Annotated in this window: 12 protein-coding genes and 3 tRNA genes; 8 read left to right on the top strand and 7 right to left on the bottom strand. The window is 31.8% G+C overall.

Going from position 1 to position 19,122, the window contains the following annotated elements:
* Positions 1 to 27 precede the first annotated feature (27 nt).
* Both HXL38_000175 and HXL38_000170 read right to left on the bottom strand, forming a co-directional pair.
* Positions 28 to 291, bottom strand: coding sequence for a hypothetical protein (locus HXL38_000175; GenBank protein ID QWB90997.1), 264 nt, complete (start codon positions 289 to 291; stop codon positions 28 to 30).
* A 71-nt stretch (positions 292 to 362) separates the two neighbouring features.
* Complete coding sequence (locus HXL38_000170; protein QWB90996.1) at positions 363 to 791, bottom strand: hypothetical protein; 429 nt, start codon at positions 789 to 791, stop codon at positions 363 to 365.
* Between the two features lie 61 nt (positions 792 to 852).
* On the opposite strand from HXL38_000170, the gene HXL38_000165 reads away from it, so the two are divergent.
* The 4 genes from HXL38_000165 to HXL38_000155 all read left to right on the top strand — a co-directional run bounded on the left by HXL38_000165 (position 853) and on the right by HXL38_000155 (position 7,186).
* Positions 853 to 940, top strand: a tRNA-Ser gene (locus HXL38_000165).
* Positions 941 to 1,008: 68 nt separating this feature from the next.
* A tRNA-Leu gene (locus tag HXL38_03245) sits at positions 1,009 to 1,093 on the top strand.
* 482 nt (positions 1,094 to 1,575) lie between these two features.
* Complete coding sequence (locus tag HXL38_000160; protein QWB90995.1) at positions 1,576 to 5,370, top strand: DNA-binding protein; 3,795 nt, start codon at positions 1,576 to 1,578, stop codon at positions 5,368 to 5,370.
* A 505-nt stretch (positions 5,371 to 5,875) separates the two neighbouring features.
* Positions 5,876 to 7,186, top strand: a complete 1,311-nt coding sequence (locus HXL38_000155; GenBank protein ID QWB90994.1) for a UDP-N-acetylmuramoyl-L-alanyl-D-glutamate--2,6-diaminopimelate ligase — start codon at positions 5,876 to 5,878, stop codon at positions 7,184 to 7,186.
* Between the two features lie 65 nt (positions 7,187 to 7,251).
* Here the strand turns inward: HXL38_000155 and HXL38_000150 are convergent, their stop codons facing one another.
* A complete protein-coding gene (locus tag HXL38_000150; protein ID QWB90993.1) occupies positions 7,252 to 7,572 on the bottom strand; it encodes a hypothetical protein in 321 nt (106 codons plus the stop codon).
* A 108-nt stretch (positions 7,573 to 7,680) separates the two neighbouring features.
* Between HXL38_000150 and HXL38_000145 the strand changes: the two genes are divergently transcribed.
* Positions 7,681 to 10,092, top strand: coding sequence for a hypothetical protein (locus HXL38_000145; GenBank protein QWB90992.1), 2,412 nt, complete (start codon positions 7,681 to 7,683; stop codon positions 10,090 to 10,092).
* A 141-nt stretch (positions 10,093 to 10,233) separates the two neighbouring features.
* On the opposite strand, the gene HXL38_000140 is transcribed toward HXL38_000145, so the two are convergent.
* Positions 10,234 to 10,695, bottom strand: coding sequence for a hypothetical protein (locus tag HXL38_000140; protein ID QWB90991.1), 462 nt, complete (start codon positions 10,693 to 10,695; stop codon positions 10,234 to 10,236).
* Positions 10,696 to 10,792: 97 nt separating this feature from the next.
* Here HXL38_000140 and HXL38_000135 point away from each other — a divergent pair, with 97 nt between their 5' ends.
* The 3 genes from HXL38_000135 to HXL38_000125 all read left to right on the top strand — a co-directional run bounded on the left by HXL38_000135 (position 10,793) and on the right by HXL38_000125 (position 16,586).
* A complete protein-coding gene (locus tag HXL38_000135) occupies positions 10,793 to 11,836 on the top strand; it encodes a bifunctional phosphoglucose/phosphomannose isomerase (protein QWB90990.1) in 1,044 nt (347 codons plus the stop codon).
* Between the two features lie 25 nt (positions 11,837 to 11,861).
* Positions 11,862 to 14,645 (top strand): N-6 DNA methylase, encoded by a 2,784-nt coding sequence (locus HXL38_000130; protein ID QWB91261.1) that lies wholly within the window; start codon positions 11,862 to 11,864, stop codon positions 14,643 to 14,645.
* Positions 14,646 to 14,723: 78 nt separating this feature from the next.
* Positions 14,724 to 16,586 (top strand): hypothetical protein, encoded by a 1,863-nt coding sequence (locus HXL38_000125; GenBank protein QWB90989.1) that lies wholly within the window; start codon positions 14,724 to 14,726, stop codon positions 16,584 to 16,586.
* 395 nt (positions 16,587 to 16,981) lie between these two features.
* Here the strand turns inward: HXL38_000125 and HXL38_000120 are convergent, their stop codons facing one another.
* From HXL38_000120 to HXL38_000110, 3 genes are all read right to left on the bottom strand, one after another.
* Positions 16,982 to 17,380 carry a hypothetical protein gene (locus HXL38_000120; GenBank protein ID QWB90988.1) on the bottom strand — a complete coding sequence of 133 codons (399 nt, stop codon included), beginning with the start codon at positions 17,378 to 17,380 and terminating at the stop codon, positions 16,982 to 16,984.
* A gap of 113 nt (positions 17,381 to 17,493) precedes the next feature.
* Positions 17,494 to 17,583, bottom strand: a tRNA-Ser gene (locus HXL38_000115).
* A 41-nt stretch (positions 17,584 to 17,624) separates the two neighbouring features.
* Entirely contained in the window at positions 17,625 to 19,082 is a 1,458-nt protein-coding gene (locus HXL38_000110; protein ID QWB90987.1) for a polysaccharide deacetylase family protein, read from the bottom strand.
* Positions 19,083 to 19,122 lie beyond the last annotated feature (40 nt).

Genomic DNA, 19,122 nt, shown 5'->3' with positions numbered 1-19,122 from the left:
TTTGGTAGCTTAGAAATAACTTAAAAATTAAAATCTTTCAGAAAGGATATGTCTCTTAATATCAACCATTCGGTTATATTCTTTCGTACACTGGTCTGAGGGTGCTTTGTGGCATTCGTAATTTATTTGGTCAGTATTTAGGTCTTGCACCAAATAATGCGATAGGGCATCTTTTTGAATGTAAAATTGAACTCCCAAAAAGATTGCAAAAATGCTCACGATAAAATTAAAAACAACTAATGAAATGATGATAATATCTTTTAGTTTTTGTGGTTTTGTGAATTTTTTCATATATTAATACCTCTTTTAGATTAAAATTCAATTAAATTTTATCATAAACATTTTTAAAAAACAATGTAATCCTAAAATAATTTAATTCCGTTCAACATTCTTCCGGCAGAAAATATACCAGAAATCAAGTACATTATAAAAATGCAAATTTGAATTGTTAATAGAATTTCTGCCCAGATTTTAACTTTTGATTTTCGCCCAGTTTCAATTTCGAATTTATTTGCAGTTTTAAGTGAATAGCTAATAGCTACAACTGAAAGCAAGCTAAAACCATAGTTAAGGATTGGAACTGGCGAAGAAGTTGGAGATAGGCTTAAAATTCCCAATATTGCGGCAATTTGAATTGGCATAAAATTTTCGCTTTTGCCTTTTCGAATAACTTTATATTCTTCAAGAATAAATTCATTGTTTTGGGCTTCTCGCGATTTTTCTTGGTTTTCTTTTGGTTTTTCTTGCGGTGTTGGGTAAATATCTTCTGGCTTATATTTTTTAACTTCCATATTTCAAATTATATCATGATTCAATTGAAAATTTCGAAAAAATAAAGTAAAATATTTTTATGGAGAGATGGCCGAGTGGTTTAAGGCGCACGCCTGGAACGCGTGTTGAGTGCAAGCTCTCGCAGGTTCGAATCCTGTTCTCTCCGCCAAAAAATCTATTTTCTGAAAAAATCCTTGACTTTTCGAAAAATATCAGTTAAAATAGTAAAGTAATTTTGCACGAGTGGTGGAATTGGTAGACACGCTAGTCTTAGGAACTAGTGCCAATTGGCGTGAAGGTTCAAGTCCTTTCTCGTGTACCAGAAATTATTTTTTAAAAGCAGACTTCGAGAGAAGCTGTTTTTATTTTGTAATTTGCTATGATATTGAAAAAGTGATATAAGGTTCACCCCTTCCGGAGCAGTCTAATCTGTTAAATTATGGAACGAGCTTTTTAAGATTACTCCTTTAAGATTTCGCCGATAAAGTGATAATATAGTTCGATTTGTCGAACAGTATTGGCTTAGCTCGCATATTTGGAATGTCAACTGCACGGTTTCAGATTTTTAATGAACAGTTCCTTAGTAGCTGGTCTTAGTCCGCCTTATGTGGGGTTTTCTTGTCTCAAAAAATCCCCTGAACTATGCTATAATATAGTTAAACATAAATCTGAAGAGAGTTCTATTCATTAGTTATATCCATAGATAATGAATTCTATTAGCTCCTTCGGTGAAAAAGTTGAGAGGAATATAGATGGAGAATTGGTTGTATTGTATCGGGTATAAGTGCGGATACGGAGAATGTTATGACCTACATTTTTAATAAATTAACGCCAAAAAATGATATAGAAATTGATGAATCACAGATAAAGGCGATGCGTTTTGTTTTATCTGAAAAAGATATAACGAATGTTGCTATATCGGGAAATTATGGCGCAGGGAAAAGTAGTTTTATTGAAACATATAAGACGAAGGATGAGACTTTTAATCCTATTCATCTCTCGCTTTCTCATTTTACTCGAGAGAATAAAGATGAAAGTGAGAACGAGAGTGATGATAAGTTTAATACGATAACTACCAATGAACAGGTTAATATCCTAGAGGGAAAAGTCATAAATCAATTACTTCATAGAATTGACCCAAATGATATTCCAATGACTATTTTTAAATCAAAACAAAATCCAAGCAATACCAATATTGGATATTGGACTGCGTTGTTAGCTGGCCTTCTTTTCATGATACTATTCTTAGTTAATTATAATATTATCGCTTCAACTTTAGTTACTACTATCCCTCCATTACCTAGAATTGGAGCAATTAGCCGATTAGTGGCTTATGCTGTGACTGTAATTGGAGCAATTAGCCGATTAGTGGCTTATGCTGTGACTGTATTTATCTTATATAAAATCATATATCAATTAGTTAAGCTTCAGTTTCATCAAAAACTACTTCGAAATATATCTTTCAAAGGTGCGGGAATTTCGGGTCAAATAGAAGTTTTCCAAAATTCGAATATCTCATATTTTGACAAGTATTTAGATGATGTATTATATTTGTTTGAAAATTGTAAAACTAATGTTATTATTTTTGAGGATATTGATAGGTTTGAAACCAATCTAATCTTTGAGAAGCTACGAGAAATCAATACGCTTGTAAATGGTAAAAAGAAAAATGGCGAAAAACTATTATTTATTTACTTAATCAAAGATGATATGTTTATCTCTCGAGAACGTACGAAGTTTTTTGATTTTGTTATTCCTATAATACCTGTAATTACTTCATCTAATGCTGGAGAGCGTTTTACGGATATTTTGAAAGATATGCATCTCGAAAACACCTTAGATAAAAAATTTCTTCAAAAAATCTCTATTTACGTGGATGAAATGCGTCTTGCTTATAATATTTGTAATGAATTTGCCTTTTATCGTTCAGCATTATCAGACACGGAGAAGGCTGATAAACTTCAGCTCGTTGATGAAAAATTATTTGCAATGATTGTCTATAAGAATATATTTCCAAAAGACTTTTCATATTTACAAATGAATTCGGGTTTAGTGTACAAACTCCTACAAGAGGAGATTAGTCTAAAAAAACACAAAAGAGAAAAATTAAATAAAGAAATATCAACGCTTAAAAGTAGAATTATGGAGGCTGAACAAGAATTTTCAAGAAATAAATTAGAGCTTTATTCTATATTTTTAAAAGTGCCAGAAGGTAGAGAGGCGATTAAGGTTGATGGAAAGCTCGAGAGTGAGTTCCCAAATAGAATTGAGTTTATTAGGGAATTACTCAAGGAAGGCGTTGAAATTAAGTCCACATCATCTGGTTACAGCTATAACTATGATCAAATAGAGAACTTTGATAATATTTTTCCGAACGATGAAGAGTTTCAAAATCGACTAAAAAAACTAGAAGACAGGGAAAAAATCAATTCACTAAATGACGAACTCATTTCATTTCGTAAAGAATTATCTGAGGTTTCTTCAGAAAAAATTGCACATCTCTTAGAGCGTTCCAGTTTTGACGATATATGCTCTCAAGCAGAATTTGGATATCTAAAATCTGATGAAAAGCTTTCTATGATTTTTTTCTTGATTCAGAACGGTTATATAGATAAGGGATATTCGGATTATATTACTTATTTTTATCCGAATACACTAAAAAAGGAAGATAAAGAATTTCTTATTGCAGTTCAGGGAGATAATATTTTAGAAGAAGATTATTCGCTAACTGAAATTTCTGAGGTTTACGACCGATTGGATGATTCAGATTTTAATCACGCTTCAATCCTGAACTATGATTTATTGAAATATACTTTGACTGAAGGTAAAATTCAAGAACGTATTAATTCGTATATAGTAGAGGAACGTTATGAATTTTTAAATAGATACTTACAAAATGAAACAATTGAAATAGATTATCGAATTTCTTTAATTGTAGAACTTTTGAAGTCTGATAAGAAAACACTGAGAATTTTACTGTTATCAGATAATATTTTGAATAGGGATAAAGTCTATATTACTAACTTGTTGTTATCGCTGACCAACTTGAGTCTCTATACTCTTGACTCTAAACTAGTAGATGTTTTAGTAATTTTTATTGAGGAGAATTGGAAATCAATTCAGGAAAGTTTTGATAATTTTAGCGACCCATTAAAGGTAGATAACTCGCAAATTCAAGCTAATTTGTCAAAGTTGAATGTTAAAATTACTGATTTTGACTTCAATGGGTCTCATGGATCAATGAGCCAATATGTGTATGATCACAATCTGTATGCAATAAATATGGCAAATATTACTAATCTTATAAGTTATCTAGATTCTTCAATTACTGAGGAACAGGTTAAAAATCAACCAATTAGTATAACTAAGTTATTTAAAGAACTGAGCGAGTATATCCAAGAAAATATTGAAGATTATGTTAAACAAATTATTCGGTTTTCTGGCAATTCGATTAATGATAAGTTACCTGATGTCTATGAGATATTAAACAATAAAGAGGTAGTTGAAGAGACCCGAATTGACTATATGAAATGTCTTTCAGATGAAATACTTAACGTAACACTCCTTGAAACAATGCCGATGATTGACGCCGCGTTTAAGTTCAATAAAATTATCTGCAATACTCAAAATTTAATGGATTCATTCAATGAATACGAGGAATGGAACGAATTGCTTCTCGATTTTGTTAATTCGAAGTTGAACATACGTTTTGAAAAAACAATTTTTGATAAATACTCAGAAGAGCAACAAAGACTGTTCTTTAGGAAAACGGCTATGTGCAATAAGTTGAAGGATGAACATTATAGAAATATATTATCGGTAATCGGGCGGGAGCTTACATCACTCCCCGATAAAGATATTGATGAAAGTAAGATTAATATTCTTATAAAAACTAGATCTGTATCTTCTGAATTTAGTGTTGATGTACTGAAAAGTTTGCGAGAAAGATACCCAAATCAAGTAAATATTTATATTTTAGAGTATATAGATAGTTATATTCAGGAATTTACAGATATAAATGTTTATAATGAAGAAGAGGCTCTTCAGGTATTAGATGAGAATATTACTATCGAAGATGCGATTTCTATAGTGGATTGCTTTAAAACTAATATCAGCATCCAAAATAAAGCGTACAGTGCTAAACTACAAGGTCATATTTTAAAAAATCGTTTCGATGAGGATGATTTAGAATATATTGTGTCTAATTATTCTGACTTCAGTAAGGAGGTTCAGAAAATTATTGAAAATATTTCGCAAACCCATATTGATGATATTCTAAGTGGTGAAATTACGGTAGACACTTCGCTATTAAAAAAGATAATTTCTATAGACGATATAGATATCGAGAGTCGTCAAATCTTATTAAGTAAACAGCTATCGAATTTTACTGCCTTAGAATTAAATGAACAACTTCAAAAAGTTCGGCTTTTAGAAATATACAATAATTTGATGAGCAATATTAGTAAAAGTAAAAACCCTAAATTAACAATAACTGAAGTAAATGAAGGGATTTTAGAGTATCTAAAAAGCGAGGGCAAGATAAGTTCTTATCATGAGGAGGACTCATTTTATAGGGTTTATAGCAAACGAAATGGTTGATCAACTAAGATGTAGGGATAAATTTCGTAGCAAGTCTGGGAATGTATAAAAATTATGCTTATTCGCACCGTCATTCGCTTCAGGTGTTTTAAGAATGGGCAACTCTACCCGACAAATTGCTAAACACATTACAAATAGTCAGGCGACTTACTGTTTATTTCTATATCTTTGCTAGTCTTTAACTAATATTAAACTAACAATAACCAAGCCCTCGAAATCTATACTGCAAACACAGTAAAGAAAATTTCAAACTTACAAAATTAAGAACCCAAGATTCTTCATTAACCATACCCCCAATTTTACCCCACCAACCATTTTTCTAAACTATTGAGATTAAAAATCTTCCAAAACACCTCATTTTCAGAAATACAGTCTGACTTTAGGCTGTATGTTGTTTATCGTTCTTTTTGGCGATATTATATCTCTGAGTTTTGCGATTCAGATACTGGCTCTAATGATAGAATGCAGATTTGGACTGCTGGGCGAGATGTGCTATAATTTAACTATGAGCATTAAGAACAATTTAGCAAAAACAGCTCGCAAAATTCTGCCAAAAACGGCAATTTCTGGGCTTGAAAAAACTTATCGAAAATCTCGTGCAAAAGTTATCGCCACGCGTTATGGCAACCCAGCGCGCGACTTGCGAGTGATTGCTGTAACAGGTACGAACGGTAAAACCACCACTGTTAATTTTCTTAATGAAATCTTAAAAGAAGCTGGGTATAAAACTGCGATGTTTTCAACCGCAAATATTGAGATTGCGGGTATTCAAACAGTGAATGACACCAATTCTACAACCGCAACAGTTTCGAAATTACAAAAATTTTTCTCTGATGCAAAAAAAGCTGGTGTTGAATTTGCGTTAATTGAGGCAACTTCGCACGCGCTTGATCAATACAAATTTGCTGGAGTTCCTATTGAGATGGCAATTATGACCAATCTTACGCAAGATCATCTTGATTACCATAAAACAATGGAAAACTACGCTAACGCTAAAGCAAAACTTTTCGAAATGCAACCACGATTTATTGTTTTAAATACTGATGATGCTTATTTCGAATTTTTCAATAAATTTGAGGCTGGCGAGCAAAAAATAACTTATGGCGAAAGTGATTCTGCAGAAGTCAAAATTGAAAATTTCAAACTTTACAAAAAGGGAAGCGAAGCTAATTTGCGAATTGATAATAATGTTACACTTGAAATCGCCACAAATCTACCAGGCGAATTTAATGTTTACAACATGACTGCGGCGGCGGCCGGCGCTTATCTTTTGGGAATCTCGCTAGAAGATATTCAAGAGGGAATCGCTAATCTTGAAGGAGTTTCAGGAAGGTTTGAATATGCTGTTTCGAATTTACCTTTTGACGTGGTTGTAGATTACGCCCATACGCCAGACGCGCTTGAAAAACTTCTTAAAGCTTCAAAAAAAATCACTAAATCGCGCACGATTTTGGTTTTTGGTGCTTGCGGTGACCGTGATCGTGAAAAACGCCCAATTATGGGAAAAATCGCTCAAGATTTAGCCAACCGAATTATTATTACCGATGAAGAAAATTACACCGAAGACGCTAAGCAAATTCGTGAAGAAATTATTGCGGGAATTTCGAAAAAAGGTGAAAAATTGCCAGCAAATATTCAAGAAATTCCAGATCGCGAAGAAGCAATTCGAAAAGCTTTACAAATTGCAGGAAAGGGAGATATTGTGTTAATTACAGGTTTAGGGCATGAAGTTTACCGCGTAATTGACGGCAAAAAAACACCTTGGAATGACACAGAGATTGTGCAAAAAATCACAAAAGAAATCTTCAAAAAATAGCAAAAAATCGCTCATATCTGGGCGATTTTAGTTTTTAAAAATAAAAATCAATCTTTTGATTTTTATTAAAGGGTTTGGTTAATTTGTGAGTTTAATTGAGCGTCTGAAACCGTAATTTTACGGATATACCAATTCGCAATTTCACCACTACGAAACGCAATTCGAGCTTCTTTAAGATTATAATCATTTAATTCAAAAAAGAAACTCTTTCTACGAAAAACTCCAGTAGGCTCATTGACAATAATTTCAAGAATCAATTCCTCAAAATTAGAGCTATCACTAAGTAGATAAGATTTCTCTGGCTCTGTAACTCTTTCAGTGCAAAGAGTGGCAGCAATCCAGAAAAACAAATCGTTTTTACCAAACCTTAAAGGTACCTTCTTCATTATATTCACCCCTTTTTGAAAAGTATTTTTAATTTTAGCATAATATTGATTTTTTTGCAATTATTTAATAAAATAGAATAAGCATAAATATATTCAAGGAAAGATTAAATGAAAGTAAAAAATAATAGAATCTTATTACCCGCAATGACGGTAGCAGTTCTAGTACTCGGTGGAGGGTACTATGGAACACAAATTATCAACAAACAAAATATTTTTTCGAAAGTATCAGCTTATACTTCAGCGGTGAACCCCGTTGATCCAAGCAACGCTCCAGATAGTTATGAAATTAAATTTACAGATGCGAATTTTAAGCGTGCATTAAATTCAGTTTTAATGAAAACTGAAACTTCTCGAAATCTCGATAGCCCAATTACAGTTGGTGAGGCTAAAAAAATGACTACATTTTGGCCAGATATTCCTTATCGCAATTTTGAAAATCTTGAAGGAATTCAATATTTTACAAATCTTGAGACAATTCATATTGCCGGAATAAGTAGCTTAAAGGATATCTCTGCAGCTTCTACACTAACTAAAGTTAGAACAGCTTACTTAAGTTCATTAAACATTTCAGATATGTCGGCTGCAAAAAATTGGAAACAAGTTAGATTAATTTGGATTCATGATACTCATGTTACTGATTTTTCATTCCTTAGCGAGCTTCCATATGCTGGAGTTTGGGGAATTCGATCAAATATAGCAATTAAAGTCCAAAAAGGTCAGAGAATTTTTAAGAACCCTTTTATCAATTTTGATGGCACAATTATGCCGATCGAAGAAAATGAAAACTTCATTAATGTTGATATAAACGGAAATCCGAAACAAGATGGTGGATATGTTAAAATTATTAAACCAATCTTAAAAGGTAATCACAGTTTTAATATTCCAGAAAAAAATGACACTCTGCCAAATGGAAATAAGTTTAACTTGGATTATAGTATAAGCTTTGCTTCAGTTGAAGATATTGACGTAAATTCAGAAGAAAAACCAGATATATATTTCAACTTTAATGGCAAAAGGATTTCATTAAAAGAAGATACTCCGTTAGTTTGGGAAAAACCAAGACAGGATAATTCTACAATTAATGATACTATAATAGAATCTTTCAAGAAGAGTTATAATCCGCAAGCTGGTGGAAATTTCTTTACAACAAGTAGTCCAACATCAGATATTACTTCTTTCACAACTGATGCCGAAGAAGTATTCAGCAATAAAGAAAATCAAATAAATGGTGACTATTTGGTTACAGTTAAGGCTACAAATAAATACGGAAATACCACGACCGCTCAATTTAGGCTTTTAACTGCTTTCGCTTCTCGTGAGCCAGCTAAAAAAGCTCTTGAAAATTTCGAAAAACAGCCAGATTATATTAAAAATGCAATCCCTGCTAATTTATTAACTGAGGTTAAGCGTACTGAAACGCAGCCTTTAGGAATAACCAACGATGACGTTAAAAACGCAGCAGATTCTTTAAACAATAAAATTGCCGAAATCGTAGCTCTAGAAAATGAGCGCAAAACTGATATTTCAAATGCAATTAACGAATTAAAGAAAATGATTGAATATATAACCGATTTTAAAGATGTCATGAATGAAAATGATAAAATTCTTGACCCTGTAGCAAAACAAGCAAATCTTAAAGAGCTAGAGAAAATTGCTGAACGCTATAATAAAAATACCAAAAAGTTGGAGCAAACTTTAGACAAAATTGCTAATTTAAAAAATCTTAATAATTTTTCTAAGGAAACTTTAGCACAGTTGCAAGAAGTTGTAGATGCAGCGTCAAACTTAAATATTTCAAGCCAACTTAAAACTGCCGAGGCGATAAAAAATTCAACCGAAGATCTTGCTTCAGAGAGTGAAATATTAGAAGCAATTAATGAACTTGAAAGCGCTTTGAACGGTTTACGAGCTGATAAAACAGCCTTAAATTCACAAATTAAAGATTTCGAAGATTCACAAAAATGGCTGAAAGATGAAGTTAAAACTGAAGCAGATAAAGCTAAAGAAGTTCAAAAAGAAGATAATCCAACTTTTGAAGAAATTAAAAAAGCAGAAGAAGATTTGAAATCGGCTATTGAAAAAGCTAAAAAAGCAGAAAGTGAGCGCCAAAAATCATCTGAAGATAAGCTAAAAGAAATTGAAAAAATCATTGAAGATAACAAAACGAAGAAAAATGAGCTTCCAGCTGTTGATATTGAAAATATTGAGAATTTAATTTCGAAAGTTAAAGATGAGAAAAAACGCCAAGAGTTAAGCGAAAAATTGCAAGAAATTAAAAATTCTATCAAGCAAAAAGAAGCTCAAATTGAAGTAGACAAACTTTCAGAAGCTATCAAAAAACGTGATGAGGAAATTGCAAAGCAACATTTAAATTCTCCAGAAACTGGATATTTACGCGAAAAGCAAAACCAACAAGACAGCAATACTATATTAGTTTTAATTGGTTTGGTTACTGTAATTTTCACACCAATAATTGCATTCTTCGCTAAAAAATTGAAGAGAAATTCGAAAAAAATCTAATTTTGAAAAAGCAAAATAGGCTCTGAACTTAGGGCCTATTTTTATTAATTTACAGATAATTTTATAAAAAAACTGAGTGCAATTTAAAATTTTATAAAATAAAAAACTGCGAGAGTTTAAAATCTATCGCAGTCTTTATAATTATTTTGATTTAAAGTAATCAATTTCTTTAATCACATTGAGAAGTGCATTTGCACGCTTTGCTTCATCTTCAATCATTCGAGCAGCATTGTAAGCCGGTTCAATTAAGGTATCATCATCACTTGAACGGAGAAGTAAAAGATAAATATCAAATTTTTCTTCATTAGAAACGGTTAATTTATTAACTAATGGTCGTAAATCTTCAAGAGCATAGCCTTTAATCGTATCTAAATCTAAACCACCAAAACTTGGCATTACAGTTGGCTGAGTTTGTTCAACAATCGGTTGAGCTTCTTCAGCAACTGGAACCTCAACTTGGTTTAAATCTTCATATTGGAGTTCATCAGTACTTTGATTGTCATCAGAATCATCTGAAGAACCGCTAACACCAGAAAGAATCTTAGCGAGTTCTGGATCATCGCTAACTGGCATTTTACTTGTTTGATTCATATCAATTTCCATAACCCACCTTTATATTTAATTGACTTTACTTTTTATTAATTATATTGTATCATAGAATTAAAGCATAATCAAGATTATTTTTTCGGAAGGGTGGAAAATGTTAGATAATTTTAATTTATTAGTTCAGCGCGACCCGCAAAATGCGCTTTTAGTCGCTAGCGAGCAGTGGAAACAGGCGCTTTTTCAAGTTGAAGTTATTTCACCAGAAAATGATGGTCGTGAAATCAAAAATATTGTTATTACAGGAATGGGTGGCTCAGCTTTAGCCGGTTTAATTGTAAAAAAATGGCTCGAAAATGAAATAACTTTACCAATCGAAATTATTCGAAATTATAATTTACCAAAAAGTGTTTCGAAAAATACTTTAGTGATCGCAAGCTCATATTCCGGAAATACAGAAGAGTCAATTTCAGCGTTAACTCAAGCAATTGAAATTGGTGCACAAGTTGCCACAGTTTCTTCGCACGGCAAAATGGAAGAAATTGCCCGCAAAAATCAGATTGCTCATGTTAAATTGCCAACAGGCCTTCAACCACGAATGGCGGTAATTTATAATTTTAGAGCTTTAACTAAAATTTTGGTGAATTTTGGAATTATTTCGAACGAAAAACACGAAGAGATTGAGCATTATGCTGATTTTTTGCGAAAAGAAAGCGAATCTTGGGTGGCGAATATCTCAACCGAGAGAAACTATGCCAAACAATTAGCGCTTTATTCGGCAGGGCGAAGTGCAGTTTTTCTAAGTTCGAATGATTTTTCACCACTAGCTTATAAATGGAAGATTTCTTGGAATGAAAATGCTAAAAATGTCAGCTTCTATAACGAATATCCAGAATTCAATCATAATGAATTTATCGGTTGGAGCTCGCACCCAGTTGAAAAACTCTTTGCAATTTTTAATCTTCGAAGTAATTTAGACCATCCGCGAGTTCAAAAGCGTTTCGAAATATCAGATAGGCTTTTAAGTGGAAAACGCCCGGCTGCACGAAATATCGAGCTTAAAGGTTCAACCTATCTTGAACAAATTTTCTGGGGTTCGATTTTAGCAGATTTCGTAAGTATTTATCTTGCAATTTTGAATAATGTCAACCCAACACCAGTGGAGTTAATTGAAAAATTAAAGATTGAATTGGTGAAATAATAATGTGGTAGTTAGAAAGAACAAAGTGAATAATATCCGGGAACAAAAAAAGCAAGCTAAAGCATTTATTAAACGCTGGGGAAATAGAGGAAACGAAAGGCAAGATAGTCAGTCTTTCTGGTTAGACTTACTTCAATCTGTTTATGGAGTAGAAAACCCAAGTGAGTATATAACATTTGAAGATACAGTGATGCTTGACCATACTAGTTTTATAGATGGCTTTATTGATAAAACAAAAGTATTAATTGAACAAAAAGGTTCAAACAAAGACCTTAATAAGGCGATAAAACAGTCTGATGGAACTTACCTTACACCGTTTCAACAGGCTAAACGATATTCTGCTAACTTGCCATATTCTCAACGTCCACGGTGGATTGTGACTTGTAATTTTAAAGAGTTCTATGTTTATGATATGGAGCAACCAAACGGCGAACCTAAAGTCATTAAACTTGCTGATTTGGATAAAGAAGCCTATCGTTTAGAATTTTTAATTGACAAAACTAATGAACACTTAGAACGTGAAATGAAGGTTTCTATCGAAGCCGGTGAGATTGTCGGTGAGATTTATGAAAGCCTTCTTAAGCAGTATATTAATCCGGATAGCCCCGAAAGCCTTCATGCTATCAATCAACTTATAGTCCGATTAGTATTTTGTCTATATGCTGAAGATGCTGGTATTTTTGGCCATCACATGGTGTTTCATGATTACCTTGCCCGTTTTAGTAGTCGTGATTTTAGGCGTGCTTTAATTGACCTCTTTTCTATACTAGATACGCCAATTAAAGAACGTGATCCGTATTTGGATACGGAACTTCTTGCTTTCCCCTATGTTAATGGAGGAATGTTTGCCGAGAATAATTTGGAAATCCCTAATTTTACCGATGAACTACGTGAGTTAATTTTGGAGCATGCTTCTTCTAGTTTCGACTGGTCAGAAATCAGCCCTACTATTTTTGGTGCAGTATTTGAGTCAACTCTCAACCCCGAAACACGTCGTAGTGGCGGGATGCATTATACCTCTATTGAGAATATCCATAAAGTTATTGATCCACTCTTCTTAGATGAGTTAAAAGATGAATTGAATGAGATTCGTCAATTTAAGCAGCCTAAAATCGTTGAACAAAAAGCAAAACAGTTTCAATCAAAACTAGCGAGTCTAGTATTCTTTGACCCGGCTTGTGGTTCTGGAAATTTCTTAACCGAAACATACGTTTCTCTTAGACGCTTAGAAAATGAAGCCATTAAGCTCTATATGGGGGACACTATTGCGCTTGACGTCGGACAAGAACTTGTCAAAGTCCAACTGAACCAATTTTATGGTATCGAGATCAATGACTTTGCGGTTTCTGTTGCTAAAACGGCTCTCTGGATTGCAGAAAGTCAGATGCTGGAAGAAACTAAAGATATTGTGTTTGCGAATATTGATTTCTTGCCACTTAAGTCCTATACAAACATTGTTGAAGGAAATGCTTTAAAGATTGATTGGGAAACAATTGTACCTAAAGATAGGCTGAGTTATATTATTGGGAATCCGCCTTTTGTTGGCTCAAAATATTCAACACCTGAACAAAAGAAAGATATGGATGTCGTATTTTCTCCCTACACTAAGAAATATAGAAAATTAGACTTTGTTGCTAGTTGGTACCTGTTAGCTTCTAAATTCATGGAAGGTACAAGTATCAAGAGCGCATTTGTATCGACCAACTCAATCATGCAAGGAGAGCAAATCTCTATTCTATGGCCACTAATCTTTGATATGGGTAATGAAATTGATTTTGTCTATAAATCCTTTATTTGGAATAATGATGCAAACTTAAAAGCTCATGTTCATTGTATCATTGTAGGATTCAGTTCTACATCGGTCACAACGAATAAAGTTATTTATGATAATGGAAGTGAATCTAAAGTAAGTAATATAAATGCTTATCAGATTGAAGCTGAAAATATCTTTATAGAAAGTAGAAATAAGCCAATTAGTGGTGCTAAGCCAATGATTGCTCCAAATAAGCCATGTGACTATAATCATCTAAAAATTGAAGCCACGGAGTATGACGACTTTATCAAATCATCTCCTGAATCTGCAAAGTGGATTAAGCGAATGGTTGGTGCAAAGGAATTTATTCAAAATAAAGAACGCTATTGCTTGTGGCTTGTAGGAATCACACCTAAAGAACTCCGTTCAATGCCGATAGTTTTGGATAGAGTTGAAAAATGTAGAGAAGCTCGTATCAATGCGAATACTTCTGAATCATTAAAATTAGCAAATACACCAACACTATTTAGAGAGCAATTAAACCCTGATAAATATCTAATTATTCCTTGTGTTTCTTCTGAAAGAAGAAAATATGTTCCAATTGGTTTTTTAGATGATAAAACAATTCCAGTTATGGGAACTTTGATAGTGCCTGATGCAGATTTACTTGATTTAGGAATATTGACATCAAATGTCCATATGGCATGGATGAGGACAGTATCTGGTCGTTTGAAATCTGATTACAGATATTCAAAAGACATTGTTTATAATAATTTCCCTTGGCCTGAATTGACTGAGGAGCAGAAGAGTAAAATCTCTAAAACTGCTCAAGCAATTCTCGATGCACGTGCGCTCTATCCAGAAAGTTCGCTAGCTGACCTCTATGATGAATTGACCATGCCAGTCGAACTCAGAAAAGCACACCAAGCTAACGACAAAGCCGTCATGGAAGCTTATGGCATGACGAAAGTTGTCGATGGTAAGAAGACTTGGTTAACAAAAAGTGAAACAGTAGCAAGATTATTTGAGATGTATGAAGAGTCAACTAAAAATTAATACGGTATTCTTCAAAATATACTCAATTATTTTAAGCATCACATAGAAACGCGCAAATTTAAGAAGGATATCACAGATATGCAACATAAAAGATTTCATGCTCCTAACAATGTAATAGAACCACACCAATACGATATAGCTCTGAACTACATTAAAGCATATCAGCCATCGACTGAAATTAATAATTTAATAGAAACCTATTTAATCCTGAAATTAATTAAAAAAGAAAATCAATTTTCTAAATTCAAATATCTAATTAGAAAGTTTCATAACGATTTATCCGCGAATTTCCCAATTACCATTTTTGAAATAGACTATGATAGTATTGATGTTTTTTATAAAGATGTCTTCTGGGAGTTAGTACTAGACTTAGAAAAAATTAATAAAGATGATGTTAGTCAGTTTGAATCATATATAAAAAAATACAATATCCAGACAATAAATCTTAAAAATGTTACACAACTGATTGACCTATTTCCGCAAGTTATCAAAGAAAATTTTCTCTCTCTGTCTAGAAATATAGAATTTTTCTTGAATCATCAATCAGGAAAATTCATAGATTCTAATGGTTTATACATTAAGTTAGGTATCACAAATGAAGAGATAAATAATCTAGCAATAGAATATTGTCAGACAGATAATATTAACCCAAATTATTTACAATCAATTGTTGATTATAAAAAATTAAGCAAATATGAGTTTGATGATGAGGTTAAGCTTTTAGCTAAAAGAAAAAGTAAGGAATTTTGGGAAAAACATTTTGAAACTAATGAAGGGATACATTACTCTATATCAGTTGTCATCAAGCCTTTAGATTCTGATAAATTATGTAAGCCTATTGAGAATGGTATTCTTTTAAATAAAATTATACTAGATGAACATCATGATTTTCCGACATTATTAAATAATTTTTATTTACTTGGCTTCTTTAATCATGAAACGGGATTGCCTTGGCTAGTTGCGAATGAAGAAACATTCAGCTTCACTCGTTTCTTTTCCCCAAAATCAAATGCTCATTTCGAAGACTACGATTCTCATTTAAAAAATTCTTATGGTTTATTATTTTATGCATATTTTGAGTATCTAAAGAAAAATGATATTGATATTGAGGAGATTATTAATTGGTACTTCAACATTTATTTAGAAACTAAATTGAATATAAAAGGATTTCACTTCCACGCTTCCAATAAAGAATCTTCTTATTATGAAAGAGGGAAATCCATAATCTGTGAGATGGATAGTATCCTAGACCAATATGAACTTTTTTTTAGACATAGGGAAATCAACCAAGATTTATTAGAGATTAAATCTAAAGCCTCCTCTTATGCTTCATTAAAATCATTCAATGAGAAAAAATTTATCAAATTGAACAATACTCCTGATAATTCTGCATTGTTCTCTGCGCTTTTTTATGACCAAAGTCCACTTAGCTTAATTTCATCGAAAAAAGAACATAAAACCTTCTTCAAACATATAAAAGAAGGTGTGAAGATTACAGATTTTGATGATTATCAGGTAAGACAAATAAATGTTCTAATAGAAAAGAATTTTTTAAAACTATCAAACGATGTAATAAAGTTTTCAAATTTCCAAGAAATTAACATTTTGAATAAATTATGGAAATCAGGTACGTATTGCCTATACTATAAAGATAAATTGATACTAGACATTGCAGAAGACCTTTGTAAGAAAGGGTATTGTGAATATTCAGATAAGCTTTTTTCTGAATATGAAAGTAATTATTTATCTTATATTTTGGATGATAAAAAATATGGTAATGGGTTGAAAATTCGAAATAAATTCTCTCATGGAAAATTTTCTTATAAAAGTGAAGAGGAACATCAAAAAAATTACTTAGAGTTGCTCCAAATAGTCATTTTTTATGTTATGAGAATTAACGATGAGTTAGAATTTTACAAATCAAAGCTAGCTAATATATAATCTGGGTGTTTGTAAAAATCATCTAGGATATATAAAAAGCACATAGTAGTTGTTGGCGTATTCTCCTTCAATAACCATAAATGATTATATAACAACAAACCATGGCAATGTCATTACTGACAAAGTCTAATTTAATTTACTAATCTAGTAAATTTATTCTTTTAGATAACTAGGTATTTAAATATAGTACTACTAATTTATTTTTTAAAAATTGCAAATCTATTGGTAGCTTTTTGGTAGCTAAACAGACAAATTTTTATAATGTTTATCAATGTGAACATAAAAAGAATCTTGATTTGTCAGCATTCTTTTTTATTTCAAATGTATTCTCGGAATTAGAAAAATAGCAGTTTTTTTAAAAAATAAAAAAGCCAGCTTTTGCTGACTTAGAGAGGTTATTCTTCTGGATTTTCTAAAATTAAAGTTTTATATATTTCAGTAAGTCTATATAAAACACAACTGGATTGCGCAATAACAGCTATAGGGATCATTAAAGTAAATCCAAAGAATACATTTAGAATAAAAACAACTAAAACAAAACATAGCCAAGGTATTGAAACATCCGGATATTCATCAGGGTTAAGAGAACTGCTCTTGAAGATATTATTTAATAACCTTACTACAAATCTTTGGGCAAAAAGCACTGTACCTGTCAACACACTATATACAAAAAGTAAAATTTGTGCTATAAGATAGCTAATTTCTGAATTTTCCAATTCGAAAATTAACAGATATATCGCAGCAATTAGCGAAAATACATAAACAAAAGTAAGTAGAAAAAACGTCTTTTTCATATCTTAACCTAATTTCTAAAAGAACTATCTATAAAAAGATTTTTCGATTATAACAAAACTTAAAATTAAAGTCAATAAATACGAAAAAAGCCCGCAAATGCGAGCTACTTTCGTGGCGGAGAAGGGGGGATTCGAACCCCCGATACGGTTGCCCGCATACACGATTTCGAGTCGTGCGCCTTCAACCACTCGGCCACCTCTCCAATATTTATATTTTATCATATATCAGAGATTAAATAAAGATTTATTTTGCCGAATAGTATATACTCCCAGGCTGAAGATTGCCAAGCAACTTATCAACAGTTACAAATTGATAGCCTTGAGAACTTAAATTCTGCAGAATACATGGAACCGCATCAACCGATGTTCGGTGAATATCATGCATTAAAATTATTGCACCAGGGCGTGTGTTCGAAATTGTTCTATTACAAACAATATTCGAATTTCTATCTGCCCAATCGCGAGTGTCAACAGACCATAAAATTGAACTCATTCCAAGATTAGAAACAACTCTTTGCACGGCCGCATTAGTTGCACCATATGGAGGCCTAAGTGTAGTAGGTTTTACACCTGTAATTCCTTGTAGGATATTATTAGTTGAGGATATTTCATTTTGAACTTGTGCAGAAGATAGGCTTGGCAAGGAAGAATGAGACCAGGTATGGTTACCAATTTGATGTCCATTATCAAAAACTCGCTTTACAATGGAAGGATATCTCTGAGCACTTGGGCCAATCATGAAGAAAGTTGCTTTCGCTTTATAACTTTGAAGATAAGAAAGGAGTTTATCGGTATATATACCTGGTCCATCATCAAAGGTTAGAGCAATACATTTTGAACAATCTTTATCTAGAAGCGGAGATTTAGAAGTTAATGGTGTTGTCTTTTGAACTTGTTTCGAATTTTGCACATCAGGAACTTCGAATATTTTTCTTGAAAAATCATTTTGCAAGAAATTAGAAATTTCTGAAACTTTAATTTGAAATTGAACTGAAGAAAAATTAGAAGGAATAATTTGACCTTTAGAGAAAGGAAAATCAATCGTTTGTTTATCTAATATTATTATATTTTCGAAACTTTCAAAATCTAAATCATTCAAAATTTCATTCGAGAATTCTTTTTTACTATTTTTTAAATAATCTTGAATTTTATTTTTAATAATTTCTAAAATACTAGATTTATCTTTCTCTTTATTGTTTAAAAAGTCACTAAATTTTATAATTTCTCCATTTTTAGCATTGAACGTCCAAAATAAATTTTGATCATTCGAATTTGCTCCATGGGTATCTTGTTTAATTGAAATTAAAATTGAAATAGCGTCATCGCTGTTATAGTAAACTTGATAGCTAATTCTTTCGGTTGAAATATTTTCGAAAGTTGATTTTTTCGCATCATCTTTAAAAATATCATCAATTTCTTGAATTTTATTATTTATAAATTCATTGATTTTGTTATTCTTCGTAACAGGGATTTCTAATATAGAATCTTCTTTTGAATTTTTTCTTTCAATAAATTTTGAACTGATTCCATTATATTTTGAATCTTTAAAATAATACTTTGTAATATCTTGATTATGTTTTTCTTCTACATTATGGTTAATTTTATTAAGAAATATAATTCCACTCAGTAAAAGTAATAAAATGATAGTTGAAATATATATAACCTTGTCATTTTTTATTCTTTTTGGTATTTTTTTAATCATAAAACGATTATATCACCAAAATAGAAAAAACACCAGATTA

It is taken from the genome of Candidatus Saccharimonas sp., assembly GCA_015256915.3.
Lineage (GTDB): Bacteria > Patescibacteriota > Saccharimonadia > Saccharimonadales > Saccharimonadaceae > Nanogingivalis.
The sequence above is the reverse complement of the archived record's forward strand: the minus strand, read 5'-3'. Positions and strand labels throughout refer to the sequence as shown.

What these genes read in the sequence shown, in the direction of transcription:
- HXL38_000175 (QWB90997.1), bottom strand. Translation starts at nt 291, where the DNA reads ATGAAAAAATTCACAAAACCACAAAAACTAAAAGATATTATCATCATT.
- HXL38_000170 (QWB90996.1), bottom strand. Translation starts at nt 791, where the DNA reads ATGGAAGTTAAAAAATATAAGCCAGAAGATATTTACCCAACACCGCAA.
- HXL38_000160 (QWB90995.1), top strand. Translation starts at nt 1,576, where the DNA reads ATGACCTACATTTTTAATAAATTAACGCCAAAAAATGATATAGAAATT.
- HXL38_000155 (QWB90994.1), top strand. Translation starts at nt 5,876, where the DNA reads ATGAGCATTAAGAACAATTTAGCAAAAACAGCTCGCAAAATTCTGCCA.
- HXL38_000150 (QWB90993.1), bottom strand. Translation starts at nt 7,572, where the DNA reads ATGAAGAAGGTACCTTTAAGGTTTGGTAAAAACGATTTGTTTTTCTGG.
- HXL38_000145 (QWB90992.1), top strand. Translation starts at nt 7,681, where the DNA reads ATGAAAGTAAAAAATAATAGAATCTTATTACCCGCAATGACGGTAGCA.
- HXL38_000140 (QWB90991.1), bottom strand. Translation starts at nt 10,695, where the DNA reads ATGGAAATTGATATGAATCAAACAAGTAAAATGCCAGTTAGCGATGAT.
- HXL38_000135 (QWB90990.1), top strand. Translation starts at nt 10,793, where the DNA reads ATGTTAGATAATTTTAATTTATTAGTTCAGCGCGACCCGCAAAATGCG.
- HXL38_000125 (QWB90989.1), top strand. Translation starts at nt 14,724, where the DNA reads ATGCAACATAAAAGATTTCATGCTCCTAACAATGTAATAGAACCACAC.
- HXL38_000120 (QWB90988.1), bottom strand. Translation starts at nt 17,380, where the DNA reads ATGAAAAAGACGTTTTTTCTACTTACTTTTGTTTATGTATTTTCGCTA.
- HXL38_000110 (QWB90987.1), bottom strand. Translation starts at nt 19,082, where the DNA reads ATGATTAAAAAAATACCAAAAAGAATAAAAAATGACAAGGTTATATAT.